The following is a 16793-nucleotide window of genomic DNA, read 5'->3' as shown; positions in this document are numbered from 1 at the left end:
GCGGCCGTCCCGGGTCAGGACGCGGTCCGCACACCCCGTGCAGATGCTCGCACCACCCGGCGCCGGTGCGGCTCCGGCCGCGCCGCGTTCTCCAGGTTCTCCGGCTTCTCCGGGTTCTCGACGGGGGCAGGAACGCTTCGGTGGGGTATATCGGTTCATGCGTCGGTACGGGTGCCACGGCCTCTGCGCGAGGATGGCACCCATGAAGCCCATCATCACCGCATCCGAATACGCGAGCGAGTCGGCGGGACCGCGGCCCCCGGTGCTCCTGGACGTCCGCTGGCAGTTGGGTGGTCCGCACGGCCGCCCCGCCTACGAGGCCGGTCATCTGCCCGGTGCCGTCTTCGTCGACCTCGATACGGAACTGGCCGGACCGGCGGGCAGCGGCGGCCGCCACCCCCTCCCGGACCCGGAGGCCTTCGGCGCCGTGATGCGCCGCGCCGGGGTCGGGCAGTCCACCCCGGTCGTGGTCTACGACGGCGGACAGGGCTGGGCCGCCGCCCGCGCCTGGTGGCTGCTGCGGTGGACGGGGCATCCGGACGTACGGGTCCTGGACGGCGGGCTCGCCGCGTGGACCGGCGACCTCTCCACCGGGATCCCGCACCCCGCCGAGGGCGATTTCCGGCCGAAGCCGGGCGCCCTGCCCACCCTGGACGCGGACGGGGCCGCCGCGCTCGCCCGTACGGGGCTGCTCCTGGACGCCCGGGCGGCCGAGCGCTACCGGGGCGATGTCGAGCCGATCGACCGCGTCGGCGGCCATATCCCCGGCGCGGTCTCCGCCCCGACCACGGAGAACGTGGCCGAGGACGGGCGCTACCTTCCGGCCGACCGGCTCGCCGAGCGGTTCGGCGCCCTGGGAGCGGGGAAGAGCGCCGAAAACGTCGGCGTCTACTGCGGATCCGGGGTCTCCGGCGCGCACGAGGTGCTCGCCCTGGAGATCGCCGGAATCAGTGCCGCGCTCTACCCCGGTTCCTGGTCCGAGTGGTCCGCGGACCCGTCCCGTCCGGTCGCCACCGGCCCCGAGCCGGCCTGATAAGCGCGACGACGGAGAGGGGCCCGTACGCCATCGCGTACGGGCCCCTCTCCTGCCGACCGTCACTCCCGGTCAGTCCTGCTTCTTGCGGCGGGTGCCGAAGACGATCTCGTCCCAGCTGGGCACGGCGGCCCGGCGGCCCGGCCGGACCCCGTCCGCCTCGGCCTGACGGTCCGTCGTCCCGGTCAGCCGGTCGCGGTGACCGGCCACCGCGCGGGGCATCAGCACATCCGCATACGCCGAACCGGCACCGGCGGAGGCCGCGGCGGCGGGCGGCTCGTCCGCCTCGCTCTCCTCGACGGCGGGTTCGAGCGCGGGCGGCTCGGGCTGCGTGGGCCGCTCCGGGACCACCATGTCGCCGCGGAAGCTCGGCACCGCCTCCAGCAGGCTGGTCAGCGAGTCGCGCTCACCGGCCGACGCGCTGCTCACGTACTCCTCCGGCTCGGCGGCCGGTGCGGGCCGCTCGATCTGCCGGTCGAGCGCGCGGTCCAGCGGCCGGTCGCGCGGCAGCCGGGCGATCCGGGGCACGAACGGGAAGCTCGGCTCGGGCGCCGCGCCGTCGGTCTCACCGATCAGCGAGCGCGCCTCGTCGTCGACGGCCTGGACCAGCCTGCGCGGCGGGTCGTACGTCCAGCTCGCCGAGTGCGGTTCCCCCGCGACCCGGTAGACCAGCAGGACCTCCCACGTGCCGTCGTCGCGGCGCCAGGAGTCCCACTGGACGGTCTCCTTGTCGGCGCCGCGCAGCAGAAGCCTCTCCTGCACCGCCTCGCCGAGCTGGGGGCCGGTGTTCTCGCCGGGACGGCGCACGGGGGTCTTCCGGGCCCGCTCGGCCATGAAGGCGCGCTCCGCGAGCACGGGGCCCTCGAAGCGGCGCACACGGTCGACCGGGATACCGGCGAACTGAGCGACCTCCTCCGCGGAGGCACCGGCCCGTATGCGGGCCTGGATGTCGCGGGGGCGGAGGTGGCTCTCCACCTCGATCTCGATCTGGCCGAGCCGGGCGCGGTCGTTGCGCACGGCGGCGCGCAGCCGCTCATCGATCGGAAGCGTGTATTCCGTGCTGTCCGCAGCCTTGAGCACCAGTCGTGTGCCGTCGTTGGAGACGGCCACGACACGCAGTTCGGGCATGGGGACCTCCCGGGTGGTGCCTGCCGACGTCACGTGCGTCGCTGCTTCCGCTAGTCGAGTGTGACCTGCCCGGGTGCAGCCTGCCACAACCTTGCCAAGTTGCCCGGCGTGTCGGGCGCTCGCCCTGGAACGCCGCCATGGCACGGTTGCCTCTTGCGTCCCAAAGTGACCGATTTGGCCGCTCTGTGCAGCAAGCATCCGTGCAATGCCTTGGCGCCGCCGGTCCGAGTGGAGCCGCCGGCCCCCTCCCGTAGCTGCGGATACCCGTGTGGGAGTCCGCCCCAGGGCTCGTCACAGTACTCCATTCGGGCCACCGGGGTGGACCGGCGCGCCGCCGAACTTCTCGGGAGGCACGGGAGTTGGGTTACCCAGTTCTCCGCGAAATGCCCCTGATGCGTGTTGTGCTTCACACAATCGCCGGAAACGGAACTATCCACTTCGCTCATTTGTCCCTTCCTGTTGCATGGTGGGAGAGATGTCAAGCAAGGGCTGGTAATGGTTCAGAAGCCGGAAAGTGACACAGAACCCAAGGAAAGGCGCATAGATCTGAGTCTGCCGCAGGTCGCCGGGAGCGCGGTGGCGGCCGTCGCGGCAGCCGTGGCGGCCTCGCAGCTGGGCGTGTACGGCACCATCGCCGGGGCCGGCGTGATGAGCGTCGTCGCCACCTGCGGAGGCTCGGTCTTCCAGCACTTCTTCCGCCGCACCGGAGAGCAGATCCGCGAGGTGACGGTCCAGGTGACCCACCCGGAGGGCCGCCAGGTGACGGTGCACACCAAGGAGACGACGCCGGCCGGGCGCAGAGGCGCCGAGCGGCGGACGGAAGCAGCGCCGGAGCACGCGCCGGAGCCGCCCGAGGACGCCACCACGGTGCTTCCCACGGTCGACCCGGGCACGGTCCCGGAGGTGCTCCCGGACCCGGAGAGCACGCAACTGCTGCGGCCCGCCGCCGATACGGACCGTACGCAGATGCTGGACCTCGGCGACGCCCGGACCCGGATGCTGCGGGCGCGGCCCGGCGCGGCGGCGGGTGCCGGACAGGACCCGGAGCGTACGCGGCTGCTGCGGCAGGCCGGAGACCGTACGCAGGCGCTGCCGCAGGCCGGAGACCGTACGCAGGTCCTGCGGCAGGCCGCACCGGGCCAGGCCGGCGCCGGTGCCGTGGCCGCCGACGACACGTTCACCCAAGGCACGACCCACGGCACCCGGCTGCGCGGCTGGAAGCGTCCCGCGCTCGCGGCGGCGGCCGTCTTCGCCGTGGCCATGGGCGGGATCACCGTCTTCGAGGTGATTGCGGGCAACGACCTCAGCGGTGGCAAGGGCACCACCTTCGGTTCCGCCGTCCGGGGCGGTGGCGGCGACCGCGACTCCGGACCCGCCGACCCCGCGCCCTCCGGCGACACCGGCCGGGACGGGGGAGAGGGCGAGCAGCGGCAGACCCCCGGCAGCGGTGACGGTGACGGCGGGAGCGACGGCAGCGGTACGGGCTCCGCCACCGACCCCGGCAGGGGCGGCGGTACGAGCCCCGACCCCGGCACGGGCACCGGCACCGGCGGCGAGAGTCCGGACACCGGCTCCACCCCCACGCCCACCCCCTCCGGCGGCGGCCAGACCACTCCCGCTCCCACACCGACCCCGTCCGACCCGGGCGACAACGGGACCGGTGCCCCCGACCCGACGACCGGCACGGGCCCCGGCGGTGCCCCCGGCCAGGGCGAGCAGGCCCCGCCCGCCAACGGCACCGGCGCCGAGTGACGACGTACCGCGGGAAACATCTCGGCCCCCTTGACGGATCAAGGGGGCCGACGCCGTATGGGTGCCTCAGTCGCCGAGGACCCGCCGCAGATAGTCGTTGCCGAACATCCGGTCCGGGTCGAGCCGGTCCCGTACGGCGGTGAACTCGCCGAAGCGCGGGTAGACCCCGGACAGATACTCCGCGTCCCGGGTGTGGATCTTGCCCCAGTGCGGCCGGCCCGCGTGCGCGGTCATGATCCGCTCGACCGCCGTGAAGTACGAGCGGTGGGGCGTGCCCTTGTAGAGGTGTACGGCGATGTACGCGCTGTCGCGGCCCGAGGCCGTCGAGAGGGCCATGTCGTCGGCGGGCGCGGTGCGCACCTCGACCGGGAAGCTGATCTTCAGCGGTGAGCGCTCCACCATCGCCTTCAGCTCCCGCAGCGCCGCCACGGCCCGCTCGCGCGGAACGGCGTACTCCATCTCCACGAACCTCACCCGGCGCGGGCTGGTGAACACCTTGTACGGGATGTCGGTGTAGGTCCGGGCGGAGAGGGCCCGGCTGGAGAGCTTCGCGATGGAGGGGATGGTCGCCGGGACCGCCCGGCCGACCGAACAGGCCACCTGGAAGACCCCGTTGGAGAGCAGCTCGTCGTCGATCCAGCCGCTCACCTTCCCGGGCGGGGCGGCCGGGCCCGCGCTGCGGTTGTTGCGCTTGGTGTTGCAGTTGCCGGTGTGCGGGAACCAGTAGAACTCGAAGTGCTCGTTTTCGGTGACCAACTGGTCGAAGTCGCTCGTGACCCGGTCGAAGGTCATCGGTTCCTCACGGGCGGTCAGCAGGAAGACCGGCTCCACGGCGAGGGTGACCGCGGTGATCACCCCGAGGGCGCCGAGCCCGACCCGGGCGGCGGCGAACACCTCCGGGTTCTCCCGCTCCGAGCAGACCAGCACGGTGCCGTCGGCGGTGACCAGTTCGAGGGCGCGGATCTGGGCGGATATCGACGCCGAGTCACGGCCGGTGCCGTGCGTTCCGGTGGAAGTCGCCCCGGCGATCGTCTGCTCCATGATGTCGCCCATGTTGGTGAGCGAGAGCCCCTCGCGGGCGAGCGCGGTGTTGAGGCGCTTGAGCGGAGTGCCAGCCTCCACGGTGACGGTCATCGCCCCGCGGTCGATGTCCCGGATGCCGGTGAGCAGGTCCGGGCGTATCAGCACGCCTTCGGTGGCGGCGGTGGCCGTGAAGGAGTGGCCCGTGCCGACCGGCTTCACCGTCAGGCCGTCGGTGTGCGCCCGGCGCAGTACGTCCACGAGCTCGTCCACGGACGCGGGGGACTCGGCCCGGGCCGGCCGGGCGGTGACATTGCCCGCCCAGTTACGCCACGCGTTCGTCGTCGTCCGTGCGTAGGTGTCGGTCATCTTCCCCGCGCCCTCCCGTAGGAACCGGCTTGGCCAGCCGGCGATACCCCAGGAACGCCACCGCCGCCGCGATCGCTCCCGCCACGGCGGGCACCGCGTACCCCGCCTTCGCCCCGGCGGCGTCGACCACCCAGCCGGCGGCCGAGGAGCCGAGCGCCACTCCGACCGCGAGCCCGGTACTGGTCCAGGTCATGCCCTCGGTCAGCTTGGTGCGCGGTACGTGCGCTTCGACGAGGGCCATGGTGGTCACCATCGTCGGTGCGATGGCGAGGCCCGCGACAAAGAGCGCCACGGCCAGCAACGCAAGGTTCCCGGCCAGTTGGAGGGGGATCATACTCACGGCCATCGCGCAGACACCCACCAGCCACCTGGTCGCGGGCTTCCCCTTCAGGTGCAGCAGCCCGAAAACGGCCCCCGCGAGGCACGAGCCGAGCGCGTAGACGGCCAGCACGAGGGAGGCCGCCGCCTTGTGGCCGCTCTCCTCGGCGAACGCCACGGTCACCACGTCGACAGCTCCGAAGATCGCGCCCGTCGCCACGAACGTGATCACCAGGACCTGGAGGCCGGGTGAGCGCAGCGCCGAGCCGCCGGTGTGCTGCGACTTGGGGTGCGGGACCGGCTCGGTGGCGCGCTGGGCGGTCAGCCAGAAGACCCCGACCAGCAGGAAGGCGGCGGCGATCAGCGGACCGGCCTCCGGGAACCAGGCGGTGGAGAGGCCGATCGAGATGATCGGGCCGAAGATGAAGCACACCTCGTCGACGATCGACTCCCAGGAGTACGCCGTGTGCAGCTCGCGGTCGGAACCCCGGTAGATCGCCGCCCAGCGGGCCCGGACCATCGACCCCACGCTCGGCACACAGCCCGCGCCCGCCGCGAAGACGAACAGCGTCCAGTCCGGCGCCCCCTGCTGGGCGCAGATCAGCAGCCCCGCCACCGCCGCCACCGCGACCAGCGTGACGGGGCGCAGCACCCGCCGCTGGCCGTAGCGGTCGACCAGGCGCGAGACCTGCGGGCCGAAGACCGCGGCCGCCATGGCCAGCGTGGCGGTGAGCGCCCCGGCCAGCCCGTAACGGCCGGTGAGCTGCGAGATCATGGTCACGACGCCGATGCCCATCATGGACAGCGGCATCCGCCCGAAGAACCCGGCGGCGGAGAACCCCTTGGAGCCGGGGGCGGAGAAGATGGCGCGGTAGGGGCTGGGCAAGGGGGTACTCCGGTCGTGCCTGTCAGGGGTATAGCTGGCTGATACAGCTTACGGTCGGCGGAGGGCGACGGACACCGGGTTTCGGAGCGGCCCCGGGGGCGCGCGCGGAAGCATGGCTTCGGGGCGGCGGGGGGCGTACGGGAGCATGCGGCTCCGGGGTGGCCGGAGGCGCGCGGAAGCATGGCTTCGCGGTGGCCGTGGCGCTGGCCGAAAGCGGATCCTGGTGCTCCGGGGTGGTGGCCGAAGGTGGATCCCGGCGCTCTGGGGCGCTGGCCGAAAGCGGATCCCGGTGTTCCCGGGTGGTGACCGGACGCGGCTGCCGGAGCGGTCCGGCCGGTTGCCGACGCGGCGTCGGATGTCGGTTGCCGCCCTGTCGGCGGCGGGTGGCAGGATCGGTGTCATGTCCGATCTGCGCGATCCCGCTCCCTACGACGCCCTGTTGCTGCTCTCCTTCGGCGGTCCCGAGGGCCCGGACGACGTGGTCCCGTTCCTGGCGAACGTGACCCGTGGCCGGGGCATCCCGGAGGAACGGCTGAAGGAGGTCGGCAAGCACTACTTCCTGTTCGGCGGGGTCAGCCCGATCAACGCCCAGAACCGCGCGCTGCTGGACGCCCTGCGCAAGGACTTCGCCGACCACGGCCTGGACCTCCCGGTCTACTGGGGCAACCGCAACTGGGCGCCGTACCTGACCGACACCCTGCGCGAGATGACCGCCGACGGGCACCGCCGGATCGCCGTCCTGGCCACCAGCGCCTACGCCTCGTACTCGGGCTGCCGCCAGTACCGCGAGAACCTCGCGGACGCGCTGGCCGCCCTGGAGGCGGAGGGGCTCGATGTGCCGCGCGTGGACAAGCTGCGCCACTACTTCAACCACCCCGGCTTCGTGACGCCCATGGTGGACGGGGTCCTCGCCTCGCTCGCCGATCTCCCCGAGGACGTCCGCGCGGGCGCCCACCTCGCCTTCACCACCCACTCCATCCCGACCTCCGCCGCCGACGCCTCCGGCCCCATGGAGACGCACGGCGACGGCGGCGCGTACGTCGCGGAGCACCTGGACGTGGCCCGGCTGATCGTGGACGCGGTGCGGGAGGAGACCGGCGTCGACCACCCCTGGCAGCTCGTCTACCAGTCGCGCAGCGGCGCCCCGCACATCCCGTGGCTGGAACCCGACATCTGCGACCACCTGGAGACGCTGCACGGCGAGGGCGTCCCCGCCGTCGTGATGGCGCCCATCGGCTTCGTCTCGGACCACATGGAGGTCCTGTACGACCTCGACACCGAGGCCACCGCGAAGGCGGCCGAGCTCGGCCTGCCGGTCCGCCGGTCCGCGACGGTGGGCGACGACCCGCGCTTCGCCGCCGCCGTACGGGAGCTGCTGCTGGAGCGCGCCGCGAGTGAGCGGGGGCGTGAGGTGAAGCCCTGCGCGCTGGGCTCCCTCGGCCCCTCCCACGACCTCTGTCCGGTCGGCTGCTGCCCGGCCAGGGCCCCCAGGCCGGCCGCGGCGGGCGCCGACAGCCCGTACGCGTAAGAGCCCCGCACGCCGTATGAGCAAGAGCCCCCGCCGTACGCGTAATGAAGTCCTCGCCGTACGTGTAGTGCCTCCGCCGTACACGTAAAGCCCCTGATTCCGTCGAGCCCTCTGGGAGCACCGTGACCGACCCCGCCCTGACCGAACTGCTCGACCTCGCCCTGGAGGCCGCGCGCCGGGCCGGAGCCCTGCTGCGCGACGGCCGCCCCGCCGACCTGGGGGTGGCGGCGACCAAGTCCAGCCCCATCGACGTGGTCACCGAGATGGACATCGCCGCCGAGAAGCTGATCACCGGCTACCTCTCCGACTTCCGCCCCGACGACGGCTTCCTCGGCGAGGAGGGGGCCAGCTCCCCGGGTTCCACCGGCATCCGCTGGGTCATCGACCCGCTCGACGGCACCGTCAACTACCTGTACGGCCTGCCCACCTGGGCGGTCTCCATCGCCGCCGAGCGCGACGGCGAGCGGGTCGTGGGCGTCGTCGAGGCCCCGATGCGCGGGGAGACGTACCGGGCGGTCCTGGGCGGCGGCGCGTACGCGAACGGCAACGCCCTGCGCTGCCGCCCCGCCCCGCCGCTTGACCAGGCCCTCGTCTCGACCGGCTTCAACTACGTCGGCCACGTCCGCAGCCACCAGGCGGACGTCGCCCAGCGGCTGATCCCGAGGCTGCGCGACATCCGGCGCAGCGGTTCGGCCGCCGTCGACCTCTGCGATGTGGCGGCGGGGCGGCTGGACGGCTACTACGAGCGCGGGCTGCACCCCTGGGACCTGGCGGCGGGCGACCTCATCGCCCGGGAGGCGGGCGCGCTGACCGGCGGCCGCCCCGGACTGCCGGCCGACGGCGACCTGACGGTGGCGGCCACCCCCGGCGTCTTCGAACCGCTGCAAGCGGCCCTCGACGAGCTGGGCGCCTGGCACGACTGACCCCTCCCGGCCGGAGGCCCTGGTGAGCGGTGTGACGGCCGCGCGGCACAGCAGAGGGCCCCGGGTGCCAGGACGGCATCCGGGGCCCTCTGTCGTACGGCTCAGACGCTCGTGGCGCCGATTTCCACGCCGTGCTCGGCCGCGAGGCGGTGCAGGTCGTCCAGCTCGCCCTGCTCGACATCCGCCAGGAAGTCGTCGCCGTCCTCGCGAGCCCGCGTGAGGTCGGACTCGGTCGTCTTGATGCGTTGCAGCAGACCTGCGGTGAAAGCGTCCATGATGCGCCCCCTCATCGTGGGTCGGTGGCACGGGGGTGTGCCCGGAAGTCCTCCGGCAGGGGAGCCGGAGGGGCGGGTGATCTCGCCGCTTCTCCGGAGATACGGAGCGGGGTCGTGGCATGCCACGTACCGGGCGTGATCGCGGGTGTGAACCCCTCATCCCCACGCGCTGCCTCAGAGAAACCTCAACTGGCCGGTAGTTCCGCCGGATTCCCGGGCTCCGGTCGCCCGCAGCGCCGCCTTACCGCCGGTTTATACGCGTTGCGGGCAGGATGGAAGCACACAGTCGGCCCCCTGAGGGGGCCGCTCGCTGTGTGAACCCGTAGAAGGACCTAAGGAAGGACTGCGCTGTGCGCGTACTCGTCGTCGAGGACGAGCAGCTGCTCGCCGATGCGGTGGCCACCGGACTGCGCCGGGAGGCCATGGCCGTCGACGTCGTCTACGACGGTGCCGCCGCCCTGGAGCGCATCGGGGTCAACGACTACGACGTCGTCGTGCTGGACCGGGACCTTCCTCTGGTGCACGGCGACGACGTCTGCCGCCGGATCGTCGAGCTCGGCATGCCCACCCGGGTGCTCATGCTCACCGCCTCCGGCGACGTCAGTGACCGGGTCGAGGGCCTGGAGCTGGGCGCCGACGACTATCTGCCCAAGCCCTTCGCCTTCAGCGAGCTGACCGCCCGCGTCCGCGCGCTGGGCCGCCGTACGACGGTCGCCCTGCCCCCGGTCCTGGAGCGCGCCGGGATCAAGCTCGACCCCAACCGCCGCGAGGTCTTCCGGGACGAGGTGGAGATCCAGCTCGCCCCGAAGGAGTTCGCCGTGCTGGAGGTCCTGATGCGCAGCGAGGGTGCCGTCGTCTCGGCGGAGCAGCTCCTGGAGAAGGCCTGGGACGAGAACACCGACCCCTTCACCAACGTGGTGCGGGTCACGGTCATGACGCTCCGCCGCAAGCTCGGCGAACCGCCCGTCATCGTCACCGTGCCGGGCTCCGGATACCGGATCTGAGGATCATGGCCACCACCCCCCAGCCCCCCGCGGCGCCCCCCAAGCCCACCTGGGAGCCCAAACAGCAGGAGTCCCCGTACCCGTGGCTGCGCCCGACCATCCGGATACGGCTCACGCTGCTCTACGGCGGGATGTTCCTGATCGCGGGCATCATGCTGCTCTCGATCATCTACATGCTGGCCGCGCAGGGGCTGCACATGGGCAACGAGCTGCCGTTCAAGCTGCTGCCCGACAGTAAGATCCAGCTCACCAACAACGCCTGTCCCGCCCTCACCCCGGGCCTCTCGGCGGACGAGGCGAACGCCGCGCTCAAGGCGTGCAACGGAGAGCAGCGTCAGCAGGCTCTGGACACCCTGCTCAACCGCTCCCTCCTGGCCCTCGTCGGCCTCAGCATCATCGCCTTCGCCTTCGGCTACGCCATGGCGGGACGCGTCCTGTCCCCGCTCGGCCGGATCACCCGGACCGCGCGCAGGGTGGCGGGCACGGACCTCACCCGGCGCATCGAGCTGGACGGCCCGGACGACGAGCTGAAGGAGCTCGCGGACACCTTCGACGACATGCTGGACCGGCTGGAGCGGGCGTTCACCGCACAGCAGCGGTTCGTCGGCAACGCCTCGCACGAGCTGCGCACCCCGCTGGCGATCAACCGCACGCTGCTGGAGGTGCACCTCTCCGACCCGGAGGCCCCGCCCGAGCTCCAGCAGCTCGGCAAGACGCTCCTGGCCACCAACGAGCGCAGTGAGCAGCTGGTCGAGGGCCTGCTGCTGCTGGCCCGCAGCGACAACCAGATCGTCGAGCGCAAACCGGTCGACCTCGCCGAGGTCGCCGACCGCGCCATCGACCAGGCCCGGGCGGAGGCGGTGGAGCGGAACGTCGAGATCCGCGGCGAGCGGGCCGGTGCCGTCGTCCAGGGCAACGGGGTCCTGCTGGAGCGGATCGCGCTCAACCTCGTACAGAACGCCGTGCGCTACAACGTGGCCGAGGACGGCTGGGTGGAGGTCACCACCTCCCTCCAGCCCGGCCAGGCCCTGCTGGTCGTCTCGAACACCGGTCCGGTGGTGCCCGCGTACGAGATCGACAACCTCTTCGAGCCCTTCCGGCGGCTGCGTACGGAGCGTACGGGCAGCGACAAGGGGGTCGGACTCGGCCTGTCGATCGCCCGGTCCGTCGCGCGGGCCCACGGAGGCCGTATCATCGCGGAGCCCCGCGAGGGCGGTGGTCTCGTGATGCGCGTCACCCTGCCGGTCTGAGAGGCTGCACGGTGTGGTTCCGCACCGAATCTCCATGTTCGCTTTGAGCGGAATTTTCAGGACCTGCCCCCGGGCGGGTCGTGTGTGATCGATCACAGCAGCCGTTTTGGGGCCATCTACCCTCCGTGATCGCACCTCGGTCGGAAAGCCGGTAATCGTCCGGGTTTTCGGAGGGTGTTATCACGGGAAGTACACGGGGTGGCGCCTGTGAACTGCACAGTCGGGACCGTGTACGGTCCCCATCGCCACCCAAGCCGAGCCTCGCCGAGGCGGCCGGTTGGGTGTCGATTGAGTAACAGACCTTGATGTGAGGCAAAATCTCCGCCTCAGGTCGGGCACAAGTCCGGCCTCTCACGCGTTACGTGCGCTGAGACACCCGTAGACACCCAAGAGGGGGAGAGCGACATGGCAACGGATTACGACACCCCACGCAAGACCGACGACGACGTGGACCAGGACAGCCTCGAAGAGCTCAAGGCTCGTCGGAGCGACAAGACGGCCTCCGCCGTCGACGTCGACGAGTTCGACGCGGCCGAAGGCCTGGAGCTGCCCGGTGCGGACCTCTCCAACGAGGAGCTGGCCGTCCGGGTCCTGCCCAAGCAGGCCGATGAGTTCACCTGCATGAGCTGCTTCCTGGTGCACCACCGCAGCCAGCTGGCCCGCGAGAAGAACGGTCAGCCCATCTGCCGCGACTGCGACTGAGGTCGGGTCGGCCGTGGCAGGCGACACACCGTTCCGCAAGCGGCGCCCCTGGCGCCGGCACGGACCGGAGGCGAATCAGGGCGGCACAGGCCCGGCAGCAGGCGTCAGCCCGGCTGCCGAGCGGTCCGCCGCCCTGCCGGACCCCTCCGGTGTCTCCGGTTCCGGTATCTCCGGTACGTCCGACGACGAGCGGGGCCGTTCGGCCTCGCTCGAAGTGGCGGGGGCGGCGGCACTGCCGGAGCGTGGCGGAAAGAAGGACCAGGCGGAGCCCACGACCGGGGCAGGCCGTCTGGACGCAGTGAAACGGGGGGTGCGCAGAGGCGGGGAGGGCGCCCGTGCCCTGGTCGGCCGACTGGCTGACCAGATCATCGAAACGGCTCCCCGCGTCCCGGTGCGCGATCTCGCCACCCTGCGCAAGCAGTTCCCCGGGCTGGGGCCCGAGGAGCTCGCCGACAAGCTGGTGCTGGGCGCGAGCCGGGCCAGTGCCACCGTCGGCGCGGGCATCGGCGCGGCCGCCATGCTGCCCGTACCGCCCGCCATGCTCGCCGAGCTGACGGCGGAGGTCACCGGCGTCGCCGCGATCGAGATGAAGCTCGTCGCCGAGCTCCACGAGGTCTACGGCCGCCGCCCGCCGGGCAATCTCGCCCAGCGCTCCACCGCGTATCTGACGTCGTGGACGGAGGAGCGCGGCATCGACGTCACCCGGCCCACCACACTCAACGCGGCCCTGGGCGGCCAGATGAAGCGTGAGCTGCGCCAGCAGATCACCAAGCGCATGGCCCGCAACCTGCCCAACCTGATCCCGTTCATGATCGGTGCCGCGGTCGGCGCCACGATGAACCGCCGCGACACCCGCAAGCTCGCCGACCGGGTCAGGGACGACCTGCGCGGGCAGCAGATCCCCTGGGACCGGCTCACCGAACTGCCCCCGCTGGAGCGGCCCGCCCTGCCGGTCGTGCTGCCCAAGGAGACCGAGGGCGCCTGACCCGCGCCCCTGTCCGCTCCGGGCGCTTCAGGCCGCAGGCCGCCGCCTACCGGCCGTCGGGCTTCCGTACCGGCCCCTCAGGCCGCCGGTACGGCCGTCAGCGCCGCCGCCAGGCCGTGCGGGTCCCGGGTGGAGAGGAAGACGTACGGAGTCGGGTCCTCCGGATCCGTGATCTCCACCCGCACCGCCGTCCCCACATAGCTGCGCAGCAGCATGAACGCGCGGGCGTCCGCCCTGTGCGTGCGCCAGGCCCGCGCCTCCTCCACGTCCAGCACCTGCGGCTCCCCGAGCGCGGAGAGCGGGATACGGGCGTCACCGGCCACCAGCGCCCCGGCCACCACCCGGATCCGGACGGAGCCGTAACTGCTCACCGCCGCCGCGGCCGCCGCCGTACCGCCGACCAGTCCGGCCAGCATCGGCAGGGTGCCGAGCGGCAGGAGCATCAGCGCACAGGCGACACCGATCCCGAAGGCGATGAACCACCAGGAGCGGGGTGCGGTGAGACGTTCGTCGAAGGGCGGTGCGGAAGGCTGCATGACAGCAAGCTTGGCACGGCGCGACCGGCGCACCGCCGCGCGGGTAAGGTCTGCGCCTGTGAGTGGAACATCAGCGGCTCTGAGACCCCCGGCCGACGCCGTCGCCCCGGTCCGGCACCCCGACGCACCCGCCCCCGGGGAGCTCCTCGGCGCGCACTACGAGTACTGCTTCGGCTGCGGCGAGGGACAGCCGCACGGGCTGCACCTCCAGGCGCGGGCCGGTGAAGGCGTGAGCGTGACCGCCGAGTTCACCGTCAAGCCCGCCCACCAGGGCGCCCCCGGCCTCGCCCACGGCGGCGTGCTCGCCACCGCGCTGGACGAGACCCTCGGCTCGCTGAACTGGCTGCTGCGCACCATCGCGGTGACCGGACGGCTGGAGACCGACTTCGTGCGCCCCGTCCCGGTGGACACCGTGCTGCACCTGGACGCCCGCATCACCGCCGTGCACGGCCGGAAGATCTACTCCACCGCCACCGGCCGGATCGGCGGCCCCGAGGGCCCCGTGGCGGTCCGGGCCGACGCCCTGTTCATCGAGGTCAAGGTGGACCACTTCATCGAGAACGGCCGGCCCGCCGAGATCCAGGCCGCCATGGCCGACCCGGACCAGGTCAAGCGTGCCCGAGCCTTCGAGGTGAACCCCTGATGCGCAGCCCCGTCGACGTACTGATCCGTCTGATCGATCCGGACGTGCCGATTCCGGCGTACGGGCACCCGGGGGACGCCGGGGCCGACCTGGTGACCACCGAGGCCGCCGAACTCGCCCCCGGCGAGCGCGTGGTGCTGCCCACCGGGGTCTCGATCGCCCTGCCCGACGGGTACGCCGCCTTCGTGCACCCGCGCTCCGGGCTCGCGGCCCGCTGCGGAGTGGCCCTCGTGAATGCCCCAGGGACGGTGGATGCCGGGTACCGTGGGGAGATCAAGGTGATCGTGGTCAACCTCGATCCGCGCGAGAGCGTGCGATTCGAACGGTTCGACCGGATTGCCCAATTGGTTGTCCAGCAGGTCGAGAAGGTGCGCTTCCACGAGGTGGCGGAACTTCCCGGCTCGGCGCGGGCCGAAGGGGGCTTCGGGTCCACCGGCGGCCACGCGTCGGTGGACGTCGCCGAGGGCGGGATCACCCACGGTGGGAACAGCTACGCTTCGGTCGTATCCGACCGGGAAGGACAGTGACGTGTTCGGACGTCGCAAGAAGAGTGGTTCCGCCGAGGACGCGGCGGACGAGGTGCGCGAGACCGAGCAGGTCGCCGACGAGCTCGACGGTACCGACGGGGCCGCGTCAGGCGCCCGCCGGACGAATCTTCCGCCGGCCCCCCGGCCGGACGGGCCCTGGGACCTCTCCGAGGTCTCCCAGCCCGGCGAGGGCCGGGTCGACCTGGGCGGCATCTTCGTGCCCGGTGTCGAGGGCATGGAGCTGAGGGTGGAGGTGGCCGGGGACGCGATCGTCGCCGCCACCGTCGTGCTGCGCGACAGCGCGGTCCAGCTGCAGGCCTTCGCGGCCCCCAAGCGCCAGGGCATCTGGGGCGAGGTCCGCGAGGAGATCGCCTCGGGCATCACCCAGCAGGGCGGCATCATCGACGAGGTCGAGGGCCCGCTGGGCTGGGAGCTGCGCGCGCAGGTCCCCGTACAGCTCCCGGACGGCACCAACGGCGTCCAGCTCGTACGCTTCGTCGGCGTCGACGGCCCCCGCTGGTTCCTGCGCGGTGTCATCTCCGGCCAGGGCGCCGTCCAGCCGGAGGCCGCGGGCCTGCTGGAGACGGTCTTCCGGGACACCGTGGTGGTCCGCGGGGACGGCCCGATGGCCCCCCGGGACCCGATCGTCCTGAAGCTCCCGAACGACGCCCAGATGGTGCCCGAGGGTGTCCAGCAGGAGGAGCAGGAGGGCTCGAAGTTCTCCGGCGGCATGGGCCAGCTCCAGCGCGGACCCGAGATCACCGAGGTCCGCTAGCAGCGGCGGCCGGTGCGGTCGGCGGTCCGCCGCGCGCACCGGCAGGCATCAGTATCGGCCGGTGGGCCGCCCCCTCTCCGGGGCGCGGCCCACCGGCCTTTTCCGTGCTCCGGCCCTCCGGGAGGCCCTAAAGGGTGTTGCACAAGGTCCGAACGATCTCCAGATCCAGCCTGCGGGCGCCAGCCAGGCCGGTGGAAAGCGGTGCAAAAGCGGCCATTGATCATGCCTGGAGTGGCCGAATCCAGAGGTGATCGCCGTTGTGCAACACGCTTTAGGCCATTGCCCGACCGTGTGCCGCATGCACATACTGGCGTGCGACGACGCGGACAACGTACGTACGGGGGAACAGCATGACCGAGAGCACCAGCGGGCAGTCCGGCACGGCCCTCGCCGAGGACCCGGCCCGCACGGTCATGGTCCGGGTCGAGGACCTGCACCGGTCGTACGGGAGCGGCGCGGCCGCCGTGCACGCCCTGCGCGGCGTCTCCTTCGAGATCCCCCGGGGCGAGCTGGTCGCGCTCAAGGGCCGCTCAGGATCCGGCAAGACCACCCTGCTGAACCTGGTCGGCGGCCTGGACACCCCGGACGGCGGCCGGATCACCGTCGACGGCACGGAGCTGGCCGGGCTCGGCGAGAAGGGCCTGCTGGAGCTGCGCCGGGACCGGGTCGGCTTCATCTTCCAGTCCTTCGGCCTCATCCCGATCCTGACCGCCGCCGAGAACGTCGGCGTACCGCTGCGGCTGCGCAAGGCGGACCCGGCCGAGCGCGATGAGCGGGTCGCGCTGCTGCTCTCCCTCGTCGGCCTCGCCGACCACGCCGAGCAGCGCCCCGGCGAGCTCTCCGGCGGCCAGCAGCAGCGCGTCGCCATCGCCCGCGCCCTCGCCAACCGCCCCGCCCTCCTGATCGCCGACGAGCCCACCGGACAGCTGGACGCCGAGACCGGGCTCGCCGTGATGGAACTGCTCCGCGCGGTCGTCCGCAGTGAGAACGTCACCGCCCTCGTCGCCACCCACGACCCCCAGCTGCTGGGCCTGGCCGACCGGGTCCTGGAGCTGAGCGACGGCCACATCGTCGAGTACGTCTGAGGTACGTCGAGCACGCCTGAGGTACGTCGAGTACGTCTGAGAGATCCACGGCTG

General features: G+C 72.3%; 17 protein-coding genes. 12 read left to right on the top strand and 5 right to left on the bottom strand.

The window, feature by feature from the left end; genetic code table 11:
- Positions 1 to 202 precede the first annotated feature (202 nt).
- Positions 203 to 1033 (top strand): sulfurtransferase, encoded by an 831-nt coding sequence (locus ACFW9Z_RS22500; protein ID WP_384643735.1) that lies wholly within the window; start codon positions 203 to 205, stop codon positions 1031 to 1033.
- A gap of 72 nt (positions 1034 to 1105) precedes the next feature.
- Here the strand turns inward: ACFW9Z_RS22500 and sepH are convergent, their stop codons facing one another.
- Complete coding sequence (gene sepH / locus ACFW9Z_RS22495; protein ID WP_364692685.1) at positions 1106 to 2161, bottom strand: septation protein SepH; 1056 nt, start codon at positions 2159 to 2161, stop codon at positions 1106 to 1108.
- A gap of 495 nt (positions 2162 to 2656) precedes the next feature.
- On the opposite strand from sepH, the gene ACFW9Z_RS22490 reads away from it, so the two are divergent.
- Positions 2657 to 3913 carry a hypothetical protein gene (locus ACFW9Z_RS22490; protein ID WP_384643733.1) on the top strand — a complete coding sequence of 419 codons (1257 nt, stop codon included), beginning with the start codon at positions 2657 to 2659 and terminating at the stop codon, positions 3911 to 3913.
- Positions 3914 to 3979: 66 nt separating this feature from the next.
- On the opposite strand, the gene ACFW9Z_RS22485 is transcribed toward ACFW9Z_RS22490, so the two are convergent.
- Together ACFW9Z_RS22485 and ACFW9Z_RS22480 are read right to left on the bottom strand one after the other, a co-directional pair.
- Positions 3980 to 5302 carry a D-arabinono-1,4-lactone oxidase gene (locus tag ACFW9Z_RS22485; protein ID WP_384643731.1) on the bottom strand — a complete coding sequence of 441 codons (1323 nt, stop codon included), beginning with the start codon at positions 5300 to 5302 and terminating at the stop codon, positions 3980 to 3982.
- A complete protein-coding gene (locus ACFW9Z_RS22480) occupies positions 5259 to 6506 on the bottom strand; it encodes an MFS transporter (RefSeq protein WP_384643729.1) in 1248 nt (415 codons plus the stop codon). The genes ACFW9Z_RS22485 and ACFW9Z_RS22480 overlap by 44 nt, the downstream gene beginning before the upstream one ends.
- A gap of 400 nt (positions 6507 to 6906) precedes the next feature.
- On the opposite strand from ACFW9Z_RS22480, the gene ACFW9Z_RS22475 reads away from it, so the two are divergent.
- Positions 6907 to 8034 carry a ferrochelatase gene (locus tag ACFW9Z_RS22475; protein ID WP_384643727.1) on the top strand — a complete coding sequence of 376 codons (1128 nt, stop codon included), beginning with the start codon at positions 6907 to 6909 and terminating at the stop codon, positions 8032 to 8034.
- Between the two features lie 122 nt (positions 8035 to 8156).
- Complete coding sequence (locus ACFW9Z_RS22470) at positions 8157 to 8957, top strand: inositol monophosphatase family protein (protein ID WP_384643725.1); 801 nt, start codon at positions 8157 to 8159, stop codon at positions 8955 to 8957.
- Positions 8958 to 9058: 101 nt separating this feature from the next.
- Here the strand turns inward: ACFW9Z_RS22470 and ACFW9Z_RS22465 are convergent, their stop codons facing one another.
- Positions 9059 to 9232 carry a hypothetical protein gene (locus tag ACFW9Z_RS22465; RefSeq protein ID WP_162888441.1) on the bottom strand — a complete coding sequence of 58 codons (174 nt, stop codon included), beginning with the start codon at positions 9230 to 9232 and terminating at the stop codon, positions 9059 to 9061.
- A 350-nt stretch (positions 9233 to 9582) separates the two neighbouring features.
- On the opposite strand from ACFW9Z_RS22465, the gene ACFW9Z_RS22460 reads away from it, so the two are divergent.
- The 4 genes from ACFW9Z_RS22460 to ACFW9Z_RS22445 all read left to right on the top strand — a co-directional run bounded on the left by ACFW9Z_RS22460 (position 9583) and on the right by ACFW9Z_RS22445 (position 13173).
- On the top strand, positions 9583 to 10236 hold the full coding sequence (locus ACFW9Z_RS22460) for a response regulator transcription factor (RefSeq protein WP_069736840.1): 654 nt from the start codon (positions 9583 to 9585) through the stop codon (positions 10234 to 10236).
- Between the two features lie 5 nt (positions 10237 to 10241).
- Entirely contained in the window at positions 10242 to 11486 is a 1245-nt protein-coding gene (locus tag ACFW9Z_RS22455) for a sensor histidine kinase (protein WP_384643723.1), read from the top strand.
- Between the two features lie 405 nt (positions 11487 to 11891).
- On the top strand, positions 11892 to 12188 hold the full coding sequence (locus ACFW9Z_RS22450; RefSeq protein ID WP_003965732.1) for a DUF4193 domain-containing protein: 297 nt from the start codon (positions 11892 to 11894) through the stop codon (positions 12186 to 12188).
- A 13-nt stretch (positions 12189 to 12201) separates the two neighbouring features.
- Entirely contained in the window at positions 12202 to 13173 is a 972-nt protein-coding gene (locus ACFW9Z_RS22445; protein WP_384643721.1) for a hypothetical protein, read from the top strand.
- A 77-nt stretch (positions 13174 to 13250) separates the two neighbouring features.
- On the opposite strand, the gene ACFW9Z_RS22440 is transcribed toward ACFW9Z_RS22445, so the two are convergent.
- Entirely contained in the window at positions 13251 to 13709 is a 459-nt protein-coding gene (locus ACFW9Z_RS22440; RefSeq protein WP_384643719.1) for a DUF3093 domain-containing protein, read from the bottom strand.
- A gap of 58 nt (positions 13710 to 13767) precedes the next feature.
- Here ACFW9Z_RS22440 and ACFW9Z_RS22435 point away from each other — a divergent pair, with 58 nt between their 5' ends.
- The 4 genes from ACFW9Z_RS22435 to ACFW9Z_RS22420 all read left to right on the top strand — a co-directional run bounded on the left by ACFW9Z_RS22435 (position 13768) and on the right by ACFW9Z_RS22420 (position 16739).
- Positions 13768 to 14352: a PaaI family thioesterase gene (locus ACFW9Z_RS22435; protein ID WP_084750609.1), complete on the top strand. Its 585-nt coding sequence runs from the start codon at positions 13768 to 13770 to the stop codon at positions 14350 to 14352.
- Positions 14352 to 14879: a dUTP diphosphatase gene (dut, locus tag ACFW9Z_RS22430; RefSeq protein WP_384643717.1), complete on the top strand. Its 528-nt coding sequence runs from the start codon at positions 14352 to 14354 to the stop codon at positions 14877 to 14879. The genes ACFW9Z_RS22435 and dut overlap by 1 nt, the downstream gene beginning before the upstream one ends.
- Position 14880: 1 nt before the next feature.
- Positions 14881 to 15654 (top strand): DUF3710 domain-containing protein, encoded by a 774-nt coding sequence (locus ACFW9Z_RS22425; protein WP_384643715.1) that lies wholly within the window; start codon positions 14881 to 14883, stop codon positions 15652 to 15654.
- Positions 15655 to 16004: 350 nt separating this feature from the next.
- Positions 16005 to 16739 (top strand): ABC transporter ATP-binding protein, encoded by a 735-nt coding sequence (locus ACFW9Z_RS22420; RefSeq protein ID WP_384643714.1) that lies wholly within the window; start codon positions 16005 to 16007, stop codon positions 16737 to 16739.
- The last annotated feature ends 54 nt before the right edge of the window (positions 16740 to 16793 follow it).

The organism is Streptomyces sp. NPDC059452, from assembly GCF_042750035.1.
Taxonomy (GTDB): domain Bacteria; phylum Actinomycetota; class Actinomycetes; order Streptomycetales; family Streptomycetaceae; genus Streptomyces.
Note: the sequence above shows the minus strand (reverse complement) of the source record. Positions and strands in the feature narration are given on the sequence as shown.

Excerpts from the sequence above, each read along its gene's own strand:
- ACFW9Z_RS22500 (WP_384643735.1), top strand. The coding sequence starts at position 203 with ATGAAGCCCATCATCACCGCATCCGAATACGCGAGCGAGTCGGCGGGA.
- sepH (WP_364692685.1), bottom strand. The coding sequence starts at position 2,161 with ATGCCCGAACTGCGTGTCGTGGCCGTCTCCAACGACGGCACACGACTG.
- ACFW9Z_RS22490 (WP_384643733.1), top strand. The coding sequence starts at position 2,657 with ATGGTTCAGAAGCCGGAAAGTGACACAGAACCCAAGGAAAGGCGCATA.
- ACFW9Z_RS22485 (WP_384643731.1), bottom strand. The coding sequence starts at position 5,302 with ATGACCGACACCTACGCACGGACGACGACGAACGCGTGGCGTAACTGG.
- ACFW9Z_RS22475 (WP_384643727.1), top strand. The coding sequence starts at position 6,907 with ATGTCCGATCTGCGCGATCCCGCTCCCTACGACGCCCTGTTGCTGCTC.
- ACFW9Z_RS22465 (WP_162888441.1), bottom strand. The coding sequence starts at position 9,232 with ATGGACGCTTTCACCGCAGGTCTGCTGCAACGCATCAAGACGACCGAG.
- ACFW9Z_RS22455 (WP_384643723.1), top strand. The coding sequence starts at position 10,242 with ATGGCCACCACCCCCCAGCCCCCCGCGGCGCCCCCCAAGCCCACCTGG.
- ACFW9Z_RS22450 (WP_003965732.1), top strand. The coding sequence starts at position 11,892 with ATGGCAACGGATTACGACACCCCACGCAAGACCGACGACGACGTGGAC.
- ACFW9Z_RS22440 (WP_384643719.1), bottom strand. The coding sequence starts at position 13,709 with ATGCAGCCTTCCGCACCGCCCTTCGACGAACGTCTCACCGCACCCCGC.
- dut (WP_384643717.1), top strand. The coding sequence starts at position 14,352 with ATGCGCAGCCCCGTCGACGTACTGATCCGTCTGATCGATCCGGACGTG.
- ACFW9Z_RS22420 (WP_384643714.1), top strand. The coding sequence starts at position 16,005 with ATGACCGAGAGCACCAGCGGGCAGTCCGGCACGGCCCTCGCCGAGGAC.